Origin of the sequence: Aeromonas sp. S11(2024) (assembly GCF_041402345.1) — a bacterium.
GTDB lineage: Bacteria > Pseudomonadota > Gammaproteobacteria > Enterobacterales > Aeromonadaceae > Aeromonas > Aeromonas veronii.
In genome coordinates, this window is record NZ_JBGLRC010000018.1 from 48692 (window position 1) to 68131 (window position 19440).

A 19440-nucleotide genomic window follows, 5' to 3' on the forward strand; every position below is an offset into this window, starting at 1 on the left:
TTTCACGTGGAACGACGCCCGCAGCAAAGCAGCGCCAGCAGACCGCAGCCACTCAGCAACAGGCCGAGATCCTGCAATCCGGCCGCCACCGCCAACCCCAGACTGAGCAGCAGGTAGTAGCCAAGCCCGAACAGGGCACCAGCACTGCCCGCTACTTCGCGATAGGCCAGCAGCGCCTGACTCAGCACATTGGGGATAGCCAGCCCGAAGGCCACCACCACACCCATCATGGGCAACAGGAACCAGAGGCTGGACTGACTCGCCCATACCAGCAGCCCGACAACCAGCGCCAGAGCGCAAGCCAATCTGACCAGAGATGACGGCAGCCACCCCCTCCCCAGCAGATGCTTGTTGAGCAGGCTGCCGAGCAGAGTCGCCAGCGCCAGCAAGATCCCCGAGTAACCAAACTCGCCGGTGCTCAATCCCAATCCGGCAAACAGGAAGGGGGCCAGACTGTAGTAACCAAACAGCATGGTGTTGAACAGGGCGACCAGCATGGCACTGCGCCAAAGCCCGCCATCTTTCATCATCCGACATGCCAGCGGCCAGAGTGCGACTCGCTGGCTGGTGGCCGGACGGGTTTCCGGCAGTTGCCAGCAGGTCACCAGCAGCAAGCCTACCGCCAGTATCAGCAAACCGCTGAACACCCCGAGATAGCCGAACCCGCTCGCCAGCTGGCCGCCACTGAGCAGCCCCAGCACCGGGCTCAAGGAGAGCGCTATGCCCATCACCGAGAAGACCCGTGCCAGATCGCTGCCCTGATAGCTATCGCGCAGCATGGTCTGGGTCACCACGGAGCCCACGGCGGCGCCAAAGGCCGAGATAACCCGGGCCAGCAGCAGGGTTTCAAACTGGTTGGCCAGCAGCGCCAGCAGGGTGCCGACGCCATAGGTAAGCAGACCTGCCAGCATGGCGGGACGCCGCCCGATGAGATCGCAGAGCCGTCCCCAACAGACCACGCCTACCGCAAACGCCAGAAAATAGACCGACAGGGTCTGGGATGCCTGCCCTTCGCTCACCCGAAACTGGCTGGCGATGTGGGTCAGGACCGGGCTGTAGTTGGTTTCCACAATTTGGGGAAACATCATCAATCCCACCACCAGCCAAAGCGGTGGCAACTTGTTGTTCATGACAAACCTCCTTCACAAGAGGTCGCCATTCTAGAGAGATGCCGACTGTCTGATTACAATAAGTAGGACTATAAACATCAAAAATAAGACACATGGCTTTTATTCTTCCCGATCACCCTTTTGACCCCGACCAGCTGACGGGCAGCGTGATCGGCATTGCCTCCGCCCTCGGCTGGCACGACTCGGGCCTGCATCAACATCAACGCCATCAGCTACTGTTCGCCCAATCCGGCTGCATGACCATGGAGCTGGAAGGTCGGGTCTGCCTGCTGCCGCCCACCCGCGCCGCCTGGCTGCCAGCGGGCACTGCCCACCGGGTACTGATGCGCGGTGTCGTCGCCTACAGATCCCTCTACTTCCAGCCGCACCCCGAGTTGCCCGGCACGGTCGAAGTGCTGGTGGTCAATCCGCTGCTGCACGAACTGATCGAGCGGATGGCGCTCTGGCCGTGGGACAAACCGCAAGAGCAGCAGCAACGAACGGTGGCACTGTTTATGGAGGAGTTGGGGCAGGCACCGCGGGAGTCGTGGCAGTTGCCGCTGCCGACCGATCCCAGACTGGGCGACTGGCTACAGCAGTTGAAACGGGGGAATGCCCTGCCCGATCGGCTCAACCGGCTGGCCGAACGGGTGGGTGCCAGTGACAAGACCATTGGCCGCATCTTCGTGCGGGAGACCGGCATGAGCTATCAGGCGTGGCGTCAGCAGTGGCGGCTGTTGCGCGCCATGGAGCTGCTGGCCGAAAGCGAGTCCATCAGCCGGATTGCCGCTGCGCTGGAGTTCTCCAGCGACAGCGCCTTCATCAGCTTCTTCAAACAACATACAGGACAGACCCCCCTGCGCTACCTCAACTCTCGGGGTGAGTCGCCACAGCCTGACTCGCTTCCACCACCAGGGTATCCAGCGCCAGCGGCTTGAGGTTATGCAACGCATCCTTCACCACGGCATGGGATGCCTGTTGCAACTCGCTCTGCACATCCTGCTCCAGCTGGGCACTCTCCAGCTCGGGCCGCGGATTTTCGTTGGCCATCACGTTCAGGCTCAGGGCACTCACAATCAGGGTAGCGATCAGGCTTTTCATCTGGTTTGCTCCGGTATGGTTGAGATGACCAGACAGCTATTCCAATAGTTGTGCCAATCCTCACGAAATTCATAACATGATGATTTTGTTTAAATTAACTATATCTCGATACCAAATTGAGTCGCAAAATGCATCCCGCTCGGTCATTTTTAAACCAACAGTTGGTGCTTTTAACCACGCTTGATTTTTGCACCATGTTCCACGTGGAACGTCCCATCTTTTTGATCGACACCCGCTTTTAAACTGAGCTATGGTGCTACATCCCCGTAACTCAAATCTGGATCTGTCACTGAATGGAATTTTCCTTGTTCGGCGAGAAGTTCACTCGCCACGCCGGTATTACCCAACTCATGGATGACCTCAATCAGGGGCTGACCAATCCGGACGCCATCATGCTGGGTGGGGGCAATCCGGCCCCCATCCCCGCCATGCTGGAACGCTTTCAAGCCGAGGCCAAGAGCCTGCTCGACAACGGCGAGCTGGTCAAAGCGATGGCCAACTACGACGGCCCACAGGGCAAAGACAGGTTCACCAAAGCGCTGGCAGCCCTGCTCAGCAAGGAGCTGGGCTGGGATATCTCGGCCCGCAATATCGCCCTGACCAACGGCAGTCAGAATGCCTTCTTCTACCTGTTCAACCTGCTGGCTGGCGAATTTGCCGATGGCCGCAAGAAGAAGGTGCTGTTCCCGCTCGCTCCTGAATACATCGGCTATGCCGACTCAGCGCTGGCCGACGACTACTTCGTGGCCTACAAGCCCACCATCGAGAAGCTGCCCGATGGCCAGTTCAAATACCACGTGGATTTCGAGAGCCTGCAGGTAGGTGACGATATCGGGGTGATCTGCGTCTCCCGCCCGACCAACCCGACCGGCAACGTTCTGACCGACGAAGAGATCGAACACCTCGACCAGATCGCCCGCGACAAGGGAATCCCGCTGCTGATCGACAACGCCTACGGCGTTCCCTTCCCGGGCATCATCTTCAGCGAAGCCAAGCCGTTCTGGAACGCCAACACCATCCTCTGCATGAGCCTCTCCAAGCTCGGCTTGCCGGGCACCCGCTGCGGCATCGTCATTGCCGACGAGAAGATCATCCAGGCCATCACCAACCTCAGCGGCATCATCAATCTGGCGCCGGGCAGTCTGGGGCCTGCCATAACCATCCCGATGATCGAGAGCGGCGAGATCATCACCCTCAGCGAACAGGTGGTGAAACCCTTCTATCAGCAGAAGGCGGAGCTGGCGGTGCAGCTGCTGCGCGAAGCGATCCCCGACCCGCGCTTCCACATTCATAAACCGGAAGGGGCCCTCTTCCTCTGGCTCTGGTTTGAAGGCTTGCCGATCCACTGTCAGGAGCTGTACGAGCGACTGAAGGCGAAAAACCTGCTGATCGTGCCGGGCCATTACTTCTTCCCCGGCATCGATGACCCCGAGTGGCGTCACAGCCAGGAGTGCATTCGCCTCAACTACTCCCAGAGCGAGGAGCTGGTGCGTCGCGGCATCGCCATTCTGGCCGACGAGATCAACACCCTCTACGCTGGTTAATCCAATCCAGCGATACAAAAACAGAAAGGCCTGCAGATGCAGGCCTTTGTCGTTTATCGCGACCCGGTTTGCTTAGCCGGGCAGCGCCAGCTGCTCGGGTTTGCCGATGGGGATGGCTCTGGGCTTGAGCGCCTCCGGCAACTCACGGGCCAGATCGATGGTCAGCAGACCATGCTCCAGCTTGGCGCCCTGCACTTCCACGTGCTGGCTCAGCTTGAAGGCGAGCTCGAAGTCACGCTCGGCAATCCCCTGATGGAGGAACTGACGTTCACCGGCCGCGGCCCCTTTACGACCCTTCACCTTGAGGGTGCCGTTTTCGGTCTCCAGCTCCAGCTCTTCGCGCTCGAAGCCAGCCACGGCGACTGTGATGCGATAGCCATCCTGATCGCGCTTTTCAATGTTGTACGGGGGGTAAGCGGCGGTCTTCTGCTCGAACAGACCTTCCAGCTCACGGGCCATCCGCTCGAAGCCGACGGCGTTGGAATAGAGATGAGAAAAATCGAGGTTACGCATAATCCTATCCTTCTAATAAGCAACAGGGTCAACTCTCCACAGGCCCGTCATCGGCACCCGGGAAATTTTAAAATTTCAGTGAATTCAAGCTATCAGCCGTTGATCTCTATCTTGCGCGGCTTCATCGCCTCGGGCACTTCACGCACAAGCTCGATGTGCAGCAAGCCGTTTTTCAGGTCGGCCCCTTTCACCCGCACATAGTCGGCCAGCTGGAAGCGGCGCTCGAAACCACGCTCGGCGATCCCCTGATAGAGATAGTTGCGCCCGGTATCGGCCTGCTTGTTGCCCTTCACCGTCAACAGATTTTCCTGGAAGCTCAGCTCCAGCTCTTCCTGGGTAAAGCCTGCCACCGCCATGCTGATGCGGTAGTCGTTGTCACCCAGTTGCTCGATGTTGTAGGGGGGATAGCCGGCATTGCCATTGCTGGCCGCAGATTCGATGAGATTGGCCAGACGATCGAAACCGATGGCAGAACGATAGAGCGGAGAAAAGTCGATAGAACGCATAGTATTACCCTCTTATGAGCGATAACGGATTGTTTGCCCTCCTTATGGACGGGCGCTTGGTCGAAACCTCTGTCGAGCATTCCGGCCTTGTTACCTATATAGGGGTTCACTTTTTCCTTTCAAGGGGATTTTTTCAAATTTTTTAAATGGCCGCGCCGACCTGTAGAACATCAACCTGTTGGCCCGATGGTGATGATAATCGACCCGTGGGCCACTGATGGCAACTCGCTTAGCGCCCCATAATTGGTTGCATATCCACCAGCCAACATGGAGCCATCCCATGAAGATTACCCAGGTTCGCAACGCCACCTTGCTGCTCGACTATGCCGGCACCCGCTTTCTGATCGACCCCATGCTCTCGGCCAAGGGGGCCTTCCCCGGCTTTGAGGGCACCGCCAACAGCCAGCTGCGCAATCCGCTGGTCGAGCTGCCGCTGCCGCTCGATGAGCTGGTCGATGTGGATGCCGTTATCGTCACCCACGACCATCCCGACCACTGGGATGATGCCGCCAGAGCCCTGCTCCCCAAGCATCTGCCGCTCTTGGTGCAACATCAGAAAGATGCCGATGCCATTCGTGCCAGTGGCTTTGAGGATGTGCGCCTGCTGAGCGACCAGCCCGCGTTTGCCGGCATTCGCCTGCAGCAGACTGGTGGCCAGCACGGCAGCGACCAGTTGATGGCGGTACTGGGCGAGCGCATGGGAGAGGTATGCGGCGTGGTCTTCTCCCATCCCGATGAACAGAGCCTCTATCTGGCCGGTGATACCATCTGGCATCCCTCGGTCAAACAAGCCCTGCAACAGCATCAACCCGAGGTCATCATCCTCAACTGTGGCGATGCACAGGTGCCCGGACTCGGTTCCATCATCATGGGCAAGGAGGATGTCGCCGCCGCTTATCAGGCCGCACCGCAAGCCACGCTGATCGCCAGCCATATGGAGGCGGTCAACCACGCCGTGCTGTCACGTCAGGAACTTCATACCTATCTGACCGAGCGAGGCATGATGGATCGGGTGCGGATACCGGCGGATGGCGAGGCTCTCTCGCTGTAACTGACTGGGCCATGCCGAACAGCGCGCACGGCCCTTCGGCTTTCACTGCCAAATGCTTATGATGAGAGGTCTGCGCGTAGAGAGGAGCCAACACCATGACCACCCCGAGCGTTGCCGTGGTGACCTTCGATCACTTCAGCCCTTTTCACTGCGCCGTCCCCTGCCTCATCTTCGGCGATATTCTGCCGGGCCAGCCGCTGTTCGAGCTCAAGATCTGCTGCGGCGATGGCAACCGCCACGCACACTCGGCACAAGGCTTCACCATTCAGGCCTCCTATGGGCTGGAGGTGCTGGCCGAGGCGGAGATCATCGTCATCCCCTTCTGGCATGACCCGGCAGCCCGGCCACCGGCGGCACTGCTCGATGCCCTGATCGCCGCCAGAGCCAGAGGTGCCCGGCTGGTCGGGCTCTGCCTCGGCACCTATGTGCTCGCCTACGCCGGACTGCTCAATGGTCGCAAGGCATCGACCCACTGGGAGTACGAGCAGGATTTCTGCCGCCGCTTTCCCTGCGTGCAGCTCGATACCAATGCCCTCTATGTCGATGATGATGGACTGGTCACCTCGGCAGGCACCGCCGCTGGGCTGGACTGCTGCCTCTATCTGGTGCGCCAGTACCACGGCTCAGCCATCGCCAACAAGGTGGCGCGGCGGCTGGTGATCCCGCCCCACCGGGAAGGGGGTCAGGCCCAGTTTATCGAGCAGCCGGTGCCCGCCTCCACCCGCGATGTCCGGATGAACCAGTTGCTCGACCACCTGCGTGCCCATCTGGCCGAGCCTCACACCCTGGACTCTCTGGCAGATCACACCCTGATGAGTCGACGCACCTTTACCCGCCGTTTTCATCAGGCAACCGGCCTTTCAGTGGGTGAATGGCTGCTGGCGGAGCGGCTCAGGCGCAGTCAGGAGTTACTGGAAGTGAGCGGTCATTCCATCGATCGCATCGCCGAGCTGGTCGGCTTCAAGAGTGCCACCTCCCTGCGCAATCACTTCCGCGCCCGCTTTGCCATCTCCCCCAGCGAGTGGCGACGATCTTTTCGCGGCAACAATGTCTGATGACATCCTCTATACCCGCTCACTCCGCTATGGCAGGCTAACCAGAAATCCCGAGGAGTCATCCCATGTCCCGCTCCGAACGCCTGCTGGCCCTGCTCCAGCTGCTGCGCGGCCACCGTTACGCCATAACTGGCGGGGAGCTGGCCAGCCAGCTTGGCATCAGCCTGCGCACCCTCTATCGGGATATCGCCACCCTGCAGGCGCAAGGTGCCCATATCGAGGGTGAACCCGGGATCGGCTATGTGCTGCGTCCCGGCTTCATGCTGCCGCCATTGATGTTCAGTGCAGAGGAGCTGGATGCGCTGGTGCTGGGGTCACGTTGGGTCGTCGCCCACGGTGATGGAGCATTGAGTGTATCGGCCAGCAGTGCGCTGGCCAAGATAGAAGCCGTGCTACCCGCCGACTATCGCCAGCAGCTCCAGAGCAATGCCCTGCTGATCGGTACCTCCCGCAGCGACAACCACACAGATGAAGCCCTGCTGCGCTGCGCCATCCGCCAGCAACGCAAGGTGACCCTGAGCTATCGCGATCTCAAGGATGAGACCTCTGAGCGCACCGTCTGGCCCTTTGCCCTCGGCTACTTCGAACAGGTACGGCTACTGGTGGCCTGGTGCGAACTGCGTCAGGGCTTTCGCCACTTTCGGGTCGATCGCATCACCCGGATGCAGCCACAAGATTGCCGCTATCCCAAAAGCAGAGAGAGCCTGCTGAAGGAGTGGCGCGCCACCCAGCAGATCCCGCAGCCGAAATTCATTGCTGACAGAAACTGACCGCAGGTAACGCCATGCTGACGGGGTCGGCGCCGATGCGCCATCTCATCAACAAGGAGTATCACCATGTTAGTCCCCCAGTTCACCATCCTCTACGTTGCCAACCCGACCCGCAGCGCGCTCTTTTACCGCGAGCTGTTCGGGCGTGAACCGGTGGAGGAGTCACCTACCTTTGCCATGTTCGTATTCGAGTCAGGCGCCAGACTGGCGCTCTGGTCCAGTACCACCGTCGAGCCAGCCGTTACCCAAAGTGCTGGCGCCATGGAACTGGCCTTCTCGCTGCCTGATGAAACCAGTGTCGATTCTGGCTTGTCAGAGTGGCAAGCTCGTGGCCTGACCATCATCCAGCAACCAACCCGGATGGAGTTTGGCTATACCGGCATGGCTGTTGATCCCGATGGCCATCGCCTGCGACTCTACTGCCTGGCACCAGAACTGAGCTGAGTTATAACCATCAACACCAAGCGGTTTCATGTTTCACGTGGAACGTGGAACGTGGAACGTGGCCAGAAAAACAAAAAGCCGCTCACAGGGAGCGGCTTTTTTATATCGAGCTGACAGCGTCGATTAAACGTCGAGGTTGGCTACGCGCAGGGCGTTGGTCTCGATAAAGTCACGACGGGGCTCAACGGCATCACCCATCAGGGTGGAGAAGAGCTGGTCAGCGCCGACGGCGTCGTCGATGGTGACGCGCAGCATGCGGCGGGCTTCCGGATCCATGGTGGTTTCCCACAGTTGGTCCGGGTTCATCTCACCCAGCCCTTTATAGCGCTGGATGTAGATGCCGCGTTTGCCTTCGCCCATCAGCCACTCGACGGCTTCCACGAAGTTGGCAACCGGCTTCACCTTCTCGCCACGCTTGATGAAACCACCTTCCTCGATCAGGTTGGCGATCTCCTTACCCAGCGAAACCAGCTGACGGTATTCACCGGACTGCAGGAAGTCGTAGCTGAGCGGATATTCGCGATCGACACCGTGCTGACGTACCACGGCGTGCGGAACGTACAGGCTGCGCTCTTCGTCACGACGAACCTGGATCTGGTACTGGATACCGTGGTTGCTCTCGTTGAGCACGGCTTCCATACCCTGACACCAGGCCAGCAGATCGCTCTCGCTGTTCAGCAGCGCTTCGTTCAGCTCCGGCTGATAGATCAGCTGGGTCAGCACGGCTTCCGGCGCACGGCGGGACATGCGGGTGATCAGGTGAGTCACCGAGCGATGCTGGTTGACCAGACGCTCCAGTGCCTCGCCACCGATGGCCGGGGCAGACTCGTTAACGTGCAGGGTAGCACCATCCAGCGCCATGGCGGTCTGGTACTGCAGCAGCGCGTCTTCGTCTTTCAAATACTGCTCCTGCTTGCCCTTCTTAACCTTGTAGAGCGGCGGCTGGGCGATGTAGACGTAGCCACGTTCGATGATTTCCGGCATCTGACGATAGAAGAAGGTCAGCAGCAGGGTTCGGATGTGCGCACCATCGACGTCCGCATCGGTCATGATGATGATGTTGTGATAACGCAGCTTGTCCGGGTTGTACTCGTCGCGACCGATACCGCAGCCCAGTGCGGTGATCAGGGTGCCCACCTCTTGCGAGGAGATCATCTTGTCGAAACGGGCCTTCTCTACGTTCAGGATCTTGCCCTTGAGCGGCAGGATGGCCTGGTTCTTACGGTTGCGACCTTGCTTGGCGGAACCGCCAGCAGAGTCCCCTTCCACTATGTAGAGTTCGGAGAGAGCCGGGTCTTTTTCCTGACAGTCAGCCAGCTTGCCGGGCAGACCGGCGATATCCAGCGCGCCTTTGCGGCGAGTCAGTTCGCGAGCTTTGCGGGCCGCTTCACGGGCACGGGCCGCATCGATGATCTTGTTGACCACTATCTTGGCATCGCCCGGGTTTTCCAGCAGGAAGTCCGCCAGCTTCTCACCCATCGCCTGTTCAACGGCGGTCTTCACTTCGGAAGAGACCAGCTTGTCTTTGGTCTGGGAGGAGAACTTGGGATCCGGCACCTTGACGGAGATAACGGCAATCAGACCTTCACGTACGTCGTCGCCACTGGCGGCAGACTTGGCCTTCTTGCTGTAGTCCTCTTTGTCCATATAGGAGTTCAGAGTACGGGTCAGCGCGGTACGGAAACCAACGAGGTGAGTACCACCATCCCGCTGCGGGATGTTGTTGGTGAAGCAGTAGACCCCTTCCTGATAGGCGTCGTTCCACTGCATCGCCACTTCAACGCCGATACCATCCTGCTCGGTGGTGAAATGGAACACCTTCGGGTGGATCGGGGTCTTGTTCTGGTTCAGGTATTCAACGAATGCCTTGATGCCACCCTCGTAGCAGAAATGCGCCTCGCGGCCATCACGCTCGTCTTGCAGACGGATGGAGACACCGGAGTTGAGGAAGGAGAGCTCGCGCAGGCGCTTGGCCAGGATCTCGTAGTGGAACAGGGTATCGCTGAAAATGGCCGGGCTCGGCCAGAAGCGAACTTCGGTCCCGGTACCGGTGCTGTCGCCAATCTGCTTGAGCGGCGCTTGCGGCTCACCCAGATGATAGGTCTGCTCGTAGACGTGGCCGTTACGACGAATAGTCAGCAACAGCTTGTCAGAGAGGGCGTTAACTACCGAGACACCCACGCCATGCAGGCCGCCGGATACCTTGTAGGAGTTGTCATCAAACTTACCGCCAGCGTGCAGCACGGTCATGATGACCTCTGCGGCGGAGCGGCCCTCCTCCTCGTGCATGTCTACCGGGATACCCCGGCCATTGTCACGCACAGAGACAGAACCGTCGGAATGGATCTTGACCAGAATATCGGAGCAGTAGCCAGCGAGCGCCTCGTCAATGGAGTTATCGACGACCTCGAACACCATGTGGTGCAGACCCGAGCCATCATCCGTATCGCCGATATACATCCCCGGGCGCTTGCGGACCGCATCCAGGCCCTTCAGCACCTTGATATTCGAGGAGTCGTAAGTATTTTCACTCATAGCTTACTCTCTGCCTTCTCTAACGTTTCGGAGATTTTACCCTGTTCCACGTGGAACAACTTGCAGTCATTCGCATCCATCATGTCTGCGAGCTGACCGGTGTCGATGGCGGTGATAAACACCTGGGACGCACACTGCTTCAGCCTTGCGGCCAGCAAGCGGCGCTTGTCGACATCCAGTTCAGAGGCAAAATCGTCAATTAAAAAAATACAGCCACGGCTGCTATGTTGATTCAAATAGAGCCCTTGGGCCAGTCGCATGGCGCAGACCAGCAACTTCAGCTGACCCCGGGACAAAATATCCTGAGCGGGCACCCCGTTCGCCTTGAGGCGCACATCGGCTTTTTGTGGACCGACACCGGTATAGCCCAGCGCCCGATCCCGCTCAAACCCCGCCTCCAGCAGATCGCCGAGGGGAGTGTCTTTCTCCCAGCCCCGGTAAAAGCCGAGACTGATATCGAATTCCGGCAGAAAATCCGTCGTCATCTCCTTGATCAGGGGCGTAATGGCCTGACAATAACTGGCGCGAAACTCGGCCAGCTCACCACCCAGCCGCACCAGCTCCTGATCCCAGAACGCCAGCTGGCGGTACTGGGTACTCTGGCGCAGCAGCGCATTGCGCTGTTTCAGCAGCCGCCGCACTCGTCCCCACAGGGCAAAGAAGGTCGGCTCCTGATGGAAGACCCCCCAATCGAGCCAGGCGCGGCGAGCCTGAGGCCCGCCCGTCAGCAAGTTGAAACCATCGGGATGGATCAACTGCACCGGCAACAGCTCCGCCAAATCGGCAAGCCGCTGGGCCTGTGCCCCGGCAATCTTGAGCTGGGTCTCGCCACTCTTATCTTTGGCAAGACCGATCGGTACCTGACGCCCCTCCAGCTCGCACTGGGCAAACAGGGTAAACGCCCTCTCCCCCTGGCGGATGACCCGCCCGGTCAAATGAGTGCGAAAGGAGCGCCCCAGACCAAGGTAGTGAATGGCTTCCAGCACGCTGGTCTTGCCACTGCCATTGCACCCGACCAAAATGTTGAGGCCGGGCGACAGCTTGAGACTGGCTTGCTGGATATTGCGAAAGTCGCTGAGCTGGAGTTTGACCAGGGACACGACTAGATCCGCATCGGCATCACCACGTACTGAGCATCCTGATGTTCAAAATCCTCAATAATGGCACTGCTGATGGAATCGCTCAGGCTAATCCGAATTTGGTCACATTTTAACGTATTCAGCACGTCGAGCACATAAGAGACGTTAAAGCCGATCTCCATCTCGCCAGCGGCATATTGTACGTCAAGCAGCTCTTCGGCTTCTTCCTGTTCCGGGTTGTTGGCGGTGATGCGCAGCAGGTTTTCCTGCAGATTGAGACGCACCCCACGGAATTTCTCGTTGGAGAGGATGGCGGCGCGGGCAAACGCCTGACGCAGATCCTCACGGCCGGCGATCAAGGCCTTGTCGCTGTTGCGCGGAATGACGCGGCGCCAGTCCGGGAAGCGGCCATCCACCAGCTTGGAGGTGAAGATGAAGCCGTCCAGCGCAGCACGCAGATTACTGCGACCGATCTGCAGCCGCACCGGCTTGTCTTCCGCTTCCAGCAGACGCACCAGCTCCAATACCCCTTTGCGCGGCAGGATAACCTGATGATCGGGCAGCGATTCCCCTACTACCTCGCGGCGGCAGGTGGCCAGACGGTGACCGTCGGTCGCCACGGTGCGCAGACCGTGACCTTCGCTCTCGAACAGCATGCCATTCAGGTAGTAACGCACGTCCTGGCTGGCCATGGAGAACTGGGTCGCATCGATCAGCTTCTTCAGCTCCAGCTGGCTGATATCAAACTCGAGCACGGATTCCCAATCCTCGATGTTCGGATACTCGGTTGCCGGCAGGGTCGAGAGGTTGAAGCGGGAACGACCGGAGCGGATGATCAGGCGCTCGCCTTCGGTATTGAGACGGATCTCGGCGCCTTCCGGCAGACCACGGCAGATATCCAGCAGCTTGCGCGCCGGTACTGTGGTGCGGCCATCTTCGCTGGCCCCGTTCAGATAGACCTGACCGATCATCTCTACTTCGAGATCGGTACCGGTCAGTGACAGCAGACCGTTGCTGACATCAAGCAGCACGTTGCCGAGGATCGGCAGGGTCGGTCGGCCGCCGAGGGCGCCGGACACCAGTTGCAGAGGACGTAACAGGGCCTCACGGCTAATTTCGAGCTGCATCTGTGCTCTCCGTTGTGATTAGGAGGAAAAGATTCGGATCAGGTTGGAATATTCGCGCTGCATCTGTCCACTCGATTCCGTTATCAGGAAGAAAGAGTACGGATCAGGTTGGAATAGTCCTCCTTGATGTCGTGACTCTCCTCCTTCAGCTGCTCGATCTTGCGGCAGGCATGAAGAACGGTAGTGTGGTCACGGCCACCAAAGGCATCACCTATCTCCGGCAAACTGTGGTTGGTCAGCTCCTTGGCCAGTGCCATCGCCAGTTGGCGCGGACGGGCAACAGAGCGGGAACGGCGCTTGGAGAGCAGATCCGCCAGCTTGATCTTGTAGTACTCCGCCACCGTCTTCTGGATATTGTCGATGGTGACCAGCTTCTCCTGCAGTGCCAACAGGTCGCGCAGCGCTTCGCGCACGAAATCAATATTGATGGCACGGCCGGTGAAGTTGGCGTTGGCGATCACCCGGTTGAGGGCACCTTCCAGTTCACGGACGTTGGATCGCAGACGTTTGGCGATGAAGAAGGCCACTTCGTCCGGCAGATGGATCTGGTTCTCGTCTGCCTTGCGCATCAGGATCGCGACGCGGGTCTCCAGCTCCGGCGGTTCGATCGCCACGGTCAGGCCCCAGCCGAAGCGGGACTTGAGGCGATCCTCGACACCGTTGATCTCCTTCGGATAGCGATCCGAGGTGAGGATGATCTGCTGGTTACCTTCCAGCAAGGCATTGAAGGTATGGAAGAACTCCTCCTGGGAGCGCTCCTTGTTGGCGAAGAACTGGATGTCATCGATGAGCAGGGCATCGACGCTGCGGTAGTAACGCTTGAACTCTTCAATGGCGTTGTTTTGCAGCGCTTTCACCATGTCCTGAACAAACCGCTCGGAGTGCATATAGATGACTTTGGCATCTTTTTTACTCTCCTTGATAGCATTGCCAACGGCGTGCAACAGGTGGGTTTTACCCAGGCCGGTGCCGCCATAGAGGAACAGCGGGTTGTAAGCACCACCCGGATTGTCCGCTACCTGACGGGCAGCCGCACGCGCCAACTGGTTGGACTTACCCTCGACGAAATTCTCGAAGGTATAGTTCACGTTGGTATTGCTCTTGTGGTTCGGCTCGGGCTTGGCTTCAGCCTTGCTTTCCCAGCTCTTCTGCAAGTTATTCACAGGCGCGGCACCCTGTACCGGCGCTCTGGCGACAGCAACAGGATGGGGACGATTACCTATATCAAAACGCAGGGCGGGGCCGTCGACCCCGCAGAGTTCGTTGATGATGCCGTTAACCCGGATGAGATACTTGTCTCGTACCCAGTCCAGAACAAAGCGATTCGGTGCATACAGGGTCAGAGTATTGTCACTCAACTCCGCTTGAAGCGGCCGGATCCACATGCTGAATTCTGCCGAGGGCAACTCATCTTGCAGCCGGTTAAGGCACTGCTGCCATAGCGAAGCAGTCACTCTAAACTCCTGTCGATTGATTAACTAAAGACCGGCTATTCTACGTTTTTAGCCGCCGGATCTCCAGCCATCGCCCGGTGGATCCAGCAAATAAGATCCTTGACTTTCAAGGATCCAGCGCCTTTGGATCGGATTTCATCCCCAAAGTTACCCACAGCTTGATCCACCGTCCGGATTGGTCGATCCCGTGCTTCTCTCCTGTTATTTCATATAACCAAATGTCATTTATTTTTTAAATTTTATTCCAATAACATCAGGGCCAAACCAGTTATTACAACTACAAATACAAGACATTGAGAGAGAGAAACACCATGAAAACATCCATCAAACTGATTTCCGGCGCAGCCATCCTGCTCGCCACCCTGTCCGGTCAGGCCATCGCCCAGGAGACCATCAAGGTCGGCATGTCTGGCAAATATTTCCCGTTCACCTTCGTCAAGCAGGACAAGCTGCAAGGGTTTGAAGTGGATATGTGGAACCAGATCGGCGAGCGTACCGGCTACAAGGTCGAATTCGTGACTGCCAGCTTCTCCGGCCTGTTCGGCATGCTGGAAACCGGCCGCATCGACACCATCTCCAACCAGATCACCATCACCGACGAGCGCAAGGCGAAGTACGACTTCTCCCAGCCTTACGTCTATGACGGCGCCCAGATCGTGGTACGCAAGGGCAACAGCACCATTCACGGTATCAAGGATCTGGAAGGCAAGAAGGTGGCCGTGAACCTGGGTTCCAACTTTGAAGAGCTGCTGCGCAAGAATGACCCGAACAAGAAGATCGACATCCGCACCTATGACTCCGCCTTCGAGCAGGATGTCGCCTTGGGTCGCATCGATGCCTTCGTGATGGACCGCGTCTCCACCGCCCAGCTGATCAAGGAGTCCAAGCTGCCGCTGCAACAGGCTGGCGCACCGTTCGAGACTATCGAGAACGCCCTGCCCTTCCTGAAGACCCCGGAGAAACAGGCGCTGCTGAAGAAGGTCGACGAGGCCCTGACCGCCATGCGCAAGGATGGCTCCCTGCGTCAGATCTCCGAGAAATGGTTCGCTTCCGACATCACCGACAAATAAATGATGGAATTTGACCTCGAATACACGCTGGGGCTGTTTCCCATCCTGCTCAAATATCTGGGCACTACGATGGAGATGGCCCTGTGGGGATTCGTGCTGGCACTCGTACTCTCGCTGGCCCTGGCGATAGTACGGGTGTTTCGCGTCCCCGCGATTCACTGGCTGGCGATGCTCTATATCTCGTTCTTTCGGGGTACACCGCTACTCGTTCAGCTGTTCCTGCTCTACTACGGACTGCCGCAACTGTTCCCGATCTTCGTGGGGATGGATGCCTTTACCGCCGCCATCGTCGGTCTGACCCTGCACTTCGCCGCCTATATGGCCGAGTCGATCCGCGCAGCCATCCTCGGCATTCACAAAAGCCAGATGGAAGCGGCGCTCAGTATCGGCATGAGCCGTTATCAGGCGATGCAGCGGATCATCCTGCCGCAGGCGGCCCGTATCGCCACTCCGTCGCTGATGAACTACTTCATCGATATGATCAAGAGCACCTCGCTGGCCTTCACCCTGGGGGTAGCCGAGATCATGGGCAAAGCGCAGATGGAAGCCTCCTCCTCCTTCAAGTTCTTCGAGAGCTTTATGGCGGTGGCGCTGATCTACTGGGTAGTGGTGATCTTCTTTACCCGCTTGCAGCATCTGCTGGAAGTCCGTCTCAACCGTGCCTATTAAAGGAGGGCGTTCATGATCAAGCTAACCGGCCTCTCCAAGGCATATCACGGCAATCAGGTGCTCAACGGCATCGATCTGGAGGTCAAAAAGGGGGAAATTGTCGTCATCATCGGCCCCTCAGGCACCGGCAAGTCGACCCTGTTGCGCTGCCTGAACCTGCTGGAGACCCCGGATGCGGGCACCCTTGCCATCGACGATCTCGAGCTCAATCTGGCCAAGGCCAGCGAACAGCAGGCGATCGAGCTGCGTAAACGGGCCTCCTTCGTGTTCCAGAACTACGCCCTGTTTGCCAACAAGACGGCGCTCGACAACATCGCCGAAGGGCTGATCACCGTCTGGAAGCAACCAAAAGCGGAGGCCCGTGCCACAGCGCTCGGCATCCTCAAGGACATTGGTCTTGCCGACAAGCAGGATGCCTATCCGGCGTCGCTCTCGGGCGGCCAGCAACAACGGGTCGGCATTGGCCGCGCCATGGCGGCCCACTCCAAGGCGATCCTGTTTGACGAGCCCACCTCGGCCCTCGATCCCGAGTGGGTCGACGAGGTTTTGGGACTGATGAAAGAGTTGGCCCGCCAGCACCAGACCATGGTGGTGGTGACCCATGAGATTGAATTTGCTCGTGATGTTGCCGATCGGGTGATCTTCATGGAAGGGGGGCGGATCGTCGAGCAGGGCCCGCCGGATCAGATATTGGTCGATCCCAAGGATCCCCGTACCCGGGAGTTCTTGCGGAAAGTCCTTAAATAGCTCTCTCTTTGGCGGCCTGGCCGCCTTTTTTATTGAGGGATCCCTTGTTTAACCCCGGGTTGCCAGTATAATCCGGAGCCCTTGATCCTCTGGATCCTCACGCTCGGCAGCGGCCTTTTCAAGACCACGGCAGGATGAGAGGGAACGGCGGATTGACTAAAAGCCGAACTCTGTTTAGAATTCGGCCTCTTTTGCTAGTCGTCACACGCTATAGCTGGCGCGTCGGCTAAGTGTGACAATCAAAACTGTACAGAAATACGGAATCGAATCATGAAACGTACTTTTCAACCGTCCAACCTGAAGCGCAAGCGCTCTCACGGTTTCCGCGCCCGCATGGCAACTGCCAACGGTCGTAAAGTTCTGGCCGCTCGTCGTGCCAAGGGTCGTGCCCGTCTGGTAGTTTAATGCCTACCCAGCACACCTTCTCTCGGGAGTTACGTCTGTTAACTCCCGAACACTTCAAACGCGTTTTCGCCGAGCCTGTCCGGGCTGCTTCCCCGCAAATTACGCTTCTCGCCTGCCCCAATTCACTCGAACACTCTCGTCTTGGTCTCGCTGTGCCCAAAAAAGCACTCAAGCGTGCCGTCTGGCGTAACCGTGTCAAACGGGTGGTCCGGGAAAGTTTCCGCCTCAAACAACATCAGCTGCCCGCTATCGACATCGTGGTGATCGCCAAAGCCGGTGTGAAAGAGATGGATAACGAGGAACTGTTCAAGTTACTGGAAAAGCTATGGCGCACTCTGTCACGCCGTTGCAATGGGTAGCTATCAAACTGATACGCCTGTATCAGCTAATCATTAGCCCTCTGCTCGGGCCGCGCTGCCGTTTTACTCCAACTTGTTCCCAATTTGCGATAGAAGCCATCCGACTTCACGGTTTCATAAAAGGCGTTTGGTTAGCTAGCAAACGTCTATTAAAATGCCATCCCTTATCCGAGGGTGGTTATGACCCGGTTCCGCAACCAAAGCGAAGAAACTGAAGACTATGGAATCACAACGCAATCTACTCCTGATCGGTTTGCTGTTCGTGAGCTTTCTGCTCTGGCAACAGTGGGAGTCCGACAAGGCTCCGAAGCCGGCCCCGACTACCGTGGCCCAAACCGAACATTTCGTACCTGAAGCCGGTCAGACCGGTGATATTCCTCAGGTTTCCGAGCAAGCCAACGCGACTGCCGCACGCAAGCTGATCACCGTCTCCTCTGACGTGCTCAAGCTGACCCTAGATACCCAGGGTGGTGACGTCGTGTCTGCCGAACTGCTGTCTCACAAACTGGAAGAGGGCAAGGACCAACCGTTCGTGCTGCTGACCAGCAAGCCTGAGCACCTCTATATCGCCCAGAGCGGTCTGGTGGGTCGCAACGGTCCGGACAGTCAGGCCGAAGGTCGTCCTACCTATGAAGCCGCCCAGACCAGCTATCAGCTGGCCGATGGTCAGGATCAAGTCGTCGTTCCGATGACCTGGACCGACAGCAAGGGCGTGGTCTTCACCAAGGAGTTCATCCTCAAGCGTGGCGACTATGCCGTTGGCGTTGATTACAAGATCGACAACAAATCTGCCGAGCCGGTTCAGGTGCAGTTCTATGGTCAGCTGAAGCAGACCGTAGCAACGCCGAAGGATCAGGAAGGTCATGCCATGGTAGCCAGCGCTTACCGTGGTGGTGCCTTCTCCACTGAAGATACCCGCTACAAGAAGTACACCTTCGACGAGATGAAGGATGCCGACCTGAACAAGACCACCAAGGGTGGTTGGGTCGCCATGCTGCAACACTACTTCGTCTCTGCCTGGGCACCGAATGCCGACGATACCAACAGCTTCTACAGCCGCGTGATCCCTGGTAAAGGCCAGGCCATCATCGGTTACAAGGCGCCGCTGGTAGACGTGGCCGCCGGCCAACAGGCCGAAGTGACCAGCAAGCTGTGGGTCGGTCCCAAGCTGCAAGACCAGATGGCCAAGGTGGCTAACCACCTCGACCTGACCGTCGACTACGGCTGGCTGTGGTTCATCGCCCAACCGCTGCACTGGCTGCTGACCGTGTTCCACGGTTTCGTCCAGAACTGGGGTCTGGCCATTATCATGCTGACCCTGCTGGTACGCGGCATCATGTTCCCGCTGACCAAGGCCCAGTACACCTCCATGGCCAAGATGCGCATGCTGCAACCCAAGATTGCGGCCCTGCGTGAGCGCTTCGGCGATGACCGCCAGAAGATGTCTCAGGGCATGATGGAGCTGTACAAGAAGGAGAAGGTCAACCCGCTGGGTGGCTGCCTGCCGATCCTGGTTCAGATGCCGATCTTCATCGCCCTCTACTGGGCACTGATGGAGTCCGTTGAACTGCGTCACGCGCCGTTTGCCCTGTGGATCACTGACCTGTCAGTGAAGGACCCCTTCTTCGTGCTGCCAATCCTCATGGGTGCCTCCATGTGGTATCTGCAGAAGATGAGCCCGACCACCGTAACCGACCCGATGCAGCAGAAAGTGATGCAGTTCATGCCGATCATCTTCACTTTCATGTTCCTCTGGTTCCCGGCTGGCCTGACTCTCTACTGGCTGGTGAGCAACGTCATCTCCATCATCCAGCAGACCATCATCTATCGTCAGCTGGAGAAGAAAGGACTGCATTCACGCAGCTAATCTTCCCGTGATGACAAAAGAGGCGGCCTTCGGGC

At 58.3% G+C, this 19440-nt stretch carries 21 protein-coding genes; 13 read left to right on the plus strand and 8 right to left on the minus strand.

Translation table 11 applies throughout. The features are described from left to right. Positions 1–2 precede the first annotated feature (2 nt). Positions 3–1130 (minus strand): multidrug effflux MFS transporter, encoded by a 1128-nt coding sequence (locus ACB040_RS14610; RefSeq protein ID WP_371155363.1) that lies wholly within the window; start codon positions 1128–1130, stop codon positions 3–5. A 92-nt stretch (positions 1131–1222) separates the two neighbouring features. Between ACB040_RS14610 and ACB040_RS14615 the strand changes: the two genes are divergently transcribed. Next, positions 1223–2047 (plus strand): helix-turn-helix domain-containing protein, encoded by an 825-nt coding sequence (locus ACB040_RS14615; RefSeq protein WP_371155361.1) that lies wholly within the window; start codon positions 1223–1225, stop codon positions 2045–2047. Here the strand turns inward: ACB040_RS14615 and ACB040_RS14620 are convergent. Beyond that, the gene (locus tag ACB040_RS14620; RefSeq protein ID WP_100652158.1) at positions 1977–2210 is read right to left on the minus strand and encodes a hypothetical protein; all 234 of its coding nucleotides are present in this window, start codon (positions 2208–2210) and stop codon (positions 1977–1979) included. The two genes, ACB040_RS14615 and ACB040_RS14620, sit on opposite strands and share 71 nt — an antisense overlap. Positions 2211–2503: 293 nt before the next feature. On the opposite strand from ACB040_RS14620, the gene ACB040_RS14625 reads away from it, so the two are divergent. Then, complete coding sequence (locus tag ACB040_RS14625; RefSeq protein ID WP_164535751.1) at positions 2504–3754, plus strand: valine--pyruvate transaminase; 1251 nt, start codon at positions 2504–2506, stop codon at positions 3752–3754. A 72-nt stretch (positions 3755–3826) separates the two neighbouring features. On the opposite strand, the gene ACB040_RS14630 is transcribed toward ACB040_RS14625, so the two are convergent. Further along, positions 3827–4267: an Hsp20 family protein gene (locus ACB040_RS14630; RefSeq protein WP_005339297.1), complete on the minus strand. Its 441-nt coding sequence runs from the start codon at positions 4265–4267 to the stop codon at positions 3827–3829. A gap of 92 nt (positions 4268–4359) precedes the next feature. Then, a complete protein-coding gene (locus ACB040_RS14635) occupies positions 4360–4773 on the minus strand; it encodes an Hsp20 family protein (RefSeq protein WP_005339298.1) in 414 nt (137 codons plus the stop codon). Positions 4774–5053: 280 nt separating this feature from the next. Between ACB040_RS14635 and ACB040_RS14640 the strand changes: the two genes are divergently transcribed. The 4 genes from ACB040_RS14640 (at position 5054) to ACB040_RS14655 (ending at position 8093) form a co-directional block, all read left to right on the plus strand. After that, a complete protein-coding gene (locus ACB040_RS14640; protein WP_338773218.1) occupies positions 5054–5824 on the plus strand; it encodes an MBL fold metallo-hydrolase in 771 nt (256 codons plus the stop codon). Positions 5825–5919: 95 nt separating this feature from the next. Continuing rightward, positions 5920–6879 (plus strand): helix-turn-helix domain-containing protein, encoded by a 960-nt coding sequence (locus ACB040_RS14645; protein WP_338773216.1) that lies wholly within the window; start codon positions 5920–5922, stop codon positions 6877–6879. Between the two features lie 65 nt (positions 6880–6944). After that, a complete protein-coding gene (locus ACB040_RS14650; protein WP_338773213.1) occupies positions 6945–7649 on the plus strand; it encodes a YafY family protein in 705 nt (234 codons plus the stop codon). A 66-nt stretch (positions 7650–7715) separates the two neighbouring features. Beyond that, positions 7716–8093: a VOC family protein gene (locus tag ACB040_RS14655; protein WP_259584474.1), complete on the plus strand. Its 378-nt coding sequence runs from the start codon at positions 7716–7718 to the stop codon at positions 8091–8093. 123 nt (positions 8094–8216) lie between these two features. Here ACB040_RS14655 and gyrB read toward each other — a convergent pair whose 3' ends face one another. The 4 genes from gyrB to dnaA all read right to left on the minus strand — a co-directional run bounded on the left by gyrB (position 8217) and on the right by dnaA (position 14288). Further along, a complete protein-coding gene (gene gyrB, locus ACB040_RS14660; RefSeq protein WP_005357188.1) occupies positions 8217–10628 on the minus strand; it encodes a DNA topoisomerase (ATP-hydrolyzing) subunit B in 2412 nt (803 codons plus the stop codon). After that, positions 10625–11728: a DNA replication/repair protein RecF gene (recF, locus tag ACB040_RS14665; protein ID WP_371155356.1), complete on the minus strand. Its 1104-nt coding sequence runs from the start codon at positions 11726–11728 to the stop codon at positions 10625–10627. The genes gyrB and recF overlap by 4 nt, the downstream gene beginning before the upstream one ends. 2 nt (positions 11729–11730) lie before the next feature. After that, the gene (dnaN, locus tag ACB040_RS14670) at positions 11731–12834 is read right to left on the minus strand and encodes a DNA polymerase III subunit beta (RefSeq protein ID WP_005339306.1); all 1104 of its coding nucleotides are present in this window, start codon (positions 12832–12834) and stop codon (positions 11731–11733) included. Between the two features lie 83 nt (positions 12835–12917). Continuing rightward, entirely contained in the window at positions 12918–14288 is a 1371-nt protein-coding gene (gene dnaA, locus ACB040_RS14675; protein ID WP_005339307.1) for a chromosomal replication initiator protein DnaA, read from the minus strand. Positions 14289–14599: 311 nt separating this feature from the next. On the opposite strand from dnaA, the gene ACB040_RS14680 reads away from it, so the two are divergent. The 7 genes from ACB040_RS14680 (at position 14600) to yidC (ending at position 19405) form a co-directional block, all read left to right on the plus strand. Then, positions 14600–15358, plus strand: coding sequence for an amino acid ABC transporter substrate-binding protein (locus ACB040_RS14680; protein WP_005339308.1), 759 nt, complete (start codon positions 14600–14602; stop codon positions 15356–15358). Then, entirely contained in the window at positions 15359–16027 is a 669-nt protein-coding gene (locus ACB040_RS14685; protein ID WP_019445518.1) for an amino acid ABC transporter permease, read from the plus strand. Between the two features lie 12 nt (positions 16028–16039). Continuing rightward, the gene (locus ACB040_RS14690) at positions 16040–16774 is read left to right on the plus strand and encodes an amino acid ABC transporter ATP-binding protein (RefSeq protein WP_371155352.1); all 735 of its coding nucleotides are present in this window, start codon (positions 16040–16042) and stop codon (positions 16772–16774) included. A gap of 270 nt (positions 16775–17044) precedes the next feature. Next, positions 17045–17179 (plus strand): 50S ribosomal protein L34, encoded by a 135-nt coding sequence (gene rpmH, locus ACB040_RS14695; RefSeq protein WP_005307156.1) that lies wholly within the window; start codon positions 17045–17047, stop codon positions 17177–17179. Continuing rightward, positions 17179–17538, plus strand: a complete 360-nt coding sequence (gene rnpA, locus ACB040_RS14700; protein ID WP_005339313.1) for a ribonuclease P protein component — start codon at positions 17179–17181, stop codon at positions 17536–17538. Before rpmH ends, rnpA begins: the two co-directional genes overlap by 1 nt. Further along, positions 17505–17753 (plus strand): membrane protein insertion efficiency factor YidD, encoded by a 249-nt coding sequence (gene yidD / locus ACB040_RS14705; RefSeq protein WP_010672280.1) that lies wholly within the window; start codon positions 17505–17507, stop codon positions 17751–17753. Before rnpA ends, yidD begins: the two co-directional genes overlap by 34 nt. Positions 17754–17758: 5 nt before the next feature. Beyond that, entirely contained in the window at positions 17759–19405 is a 1647-nt protein-coding gene (yidC, locus tag ACB040_RS14710; RefSeq protein WP_005355794.1) for a membrane protein insertase YidC, read from the plus strand. The last annotated feature ends 35 nt before the right edge of the window (positions 19406–19440 follow it).

Bases quoted from the DNA above. Each gene is read 5' to 3' on its own strand.
- ACB040_RS14610 (WP_371155363.1), bottom strand. From the start codon at position 1,130: ATGAACAACAAGTTGCCACCGCTTTGGCTGGTGGTGGGATTGATGATG.
- ACB040_RS14615 (WP_371155361.1), top strand. From the start codon at position 1,223: ATGGCTTTTATTCTTCCCGATCACCCTTTTGACCCCGACCAGCTGACG.
- ACB040_RS14620 (WP_100652158.1), bottom strand. From the start codon at position 2,210: ATGAAAAGCCTGATCGCTACCCTGATTGTGAGTGCCCTGAGCCTGAAC.
- ACB040_RS14625 (WP_164535751.1), top strand. From the start codon at position 2,504: ATGGAATTTTCCTTGTTCGGCGAGAAGTTCACTCGCCACGCCGGTATT.
- ACB040_RS14630 (WP_005339297.1), bottom strand. From the start codon at position 4,267: ATGCGTAACCTCGATTTTTCTCATCTCTATTCCAACGCCGTCGGCTTC.
- ACB040_RS14635 (WP_005339298.1), bottom strand. From the start codon at position 4,773: ATGCGTTCTATCGACTTTTCTCCGCTCTATCGTTCTGCCATCGGTTTC.
- ACB040_RS14640 (WP_338773218.1), top strand. From the start codon at position 5,054: ATGAAGATTACCCAGGTTCGCAACGCCACCTTGCTGCTCGACTATGCC.
- ACB040_RS14645 (WP_338773216.1), top strand. From the start codon at position 5,920: ATGACCACCCCGAGCGTTGCCGTGGTGACCTTCGATCACTTCAGCCCT.
- ACB040_RS14650 (WP_338773213.1), top strand. From the start codon at position 6,945: ATGTCCCGCTCCGAACGCCTGCTGGCCCTGCTCCAGCTGCTGCGCGGC.
- ACB040_RS14655 (WP_259584474.1), top strand. From the start codon at position 7,716: ATGTTAGTCCCCCAGTTCACCATCCTCTACGTTGCCAACCCGACCCGC.
- gyrB (WP_005357188.1), bottom strand. From the start codon at position 10,628: ATGAGTGAAAATACTTACGACTCCTCGAATATCAAGGTGCTGAAGGGC.
- dnaN (WP_005339306.1), bottom strand. From the start codon at position 12,834: ATGCAGCTCGAAATTAGCCGTGAGGCCCTGTTACGTCCTCTGCAACTG.
- ACB040_RS14680 (WP_005339308.1), top strand. From the start codon at position 14,600: ATGAAAACATCCATCAAACTGATTTCCGGCGCAGCCATCCTGCTCGCC.
- ACB040_RS14685 (WP_019445518.1), top strand. From the start codon at position 15,359: ATGATGGAATTTGACCTCGAATACACGCTGGGGCTGTTTCCCATCCTG.
- ACB040_RS14690 (WP_371155352.1), top strand. From the start codon at position 16,040: ATGATCAAGCTAACCGGCCTCTCCAAGGCATATCACGGCAATCAGGTG.
- rpmH (WP_005307156.1), top strand. From the start codon at position 17,045: ATGAAACGTACTTTTCAACCGTCCAACCTGAAGCGCAAGCGCTCTCAC.
- rnpA (WP_005339313.1), top strand. From the start codon at position 17,179: ATGCCTACCCAGCACACCTTCTCTCGGGAGTTACGTCTGTTAACTCCC.
- yidD (WP_010672280.1), top strand. From the start codon at position 17,505: ATGGCGCACTCTGTCACGCCGTTGCAATGGGTAGCTATCAAACTGATA.
- yidC (WP_005355794.1), top strand. From the start codon at position 17,759: ATGGAATCACAACGCAATCTACTCCTGATCGGTTTGCTGTTCGTGAGC.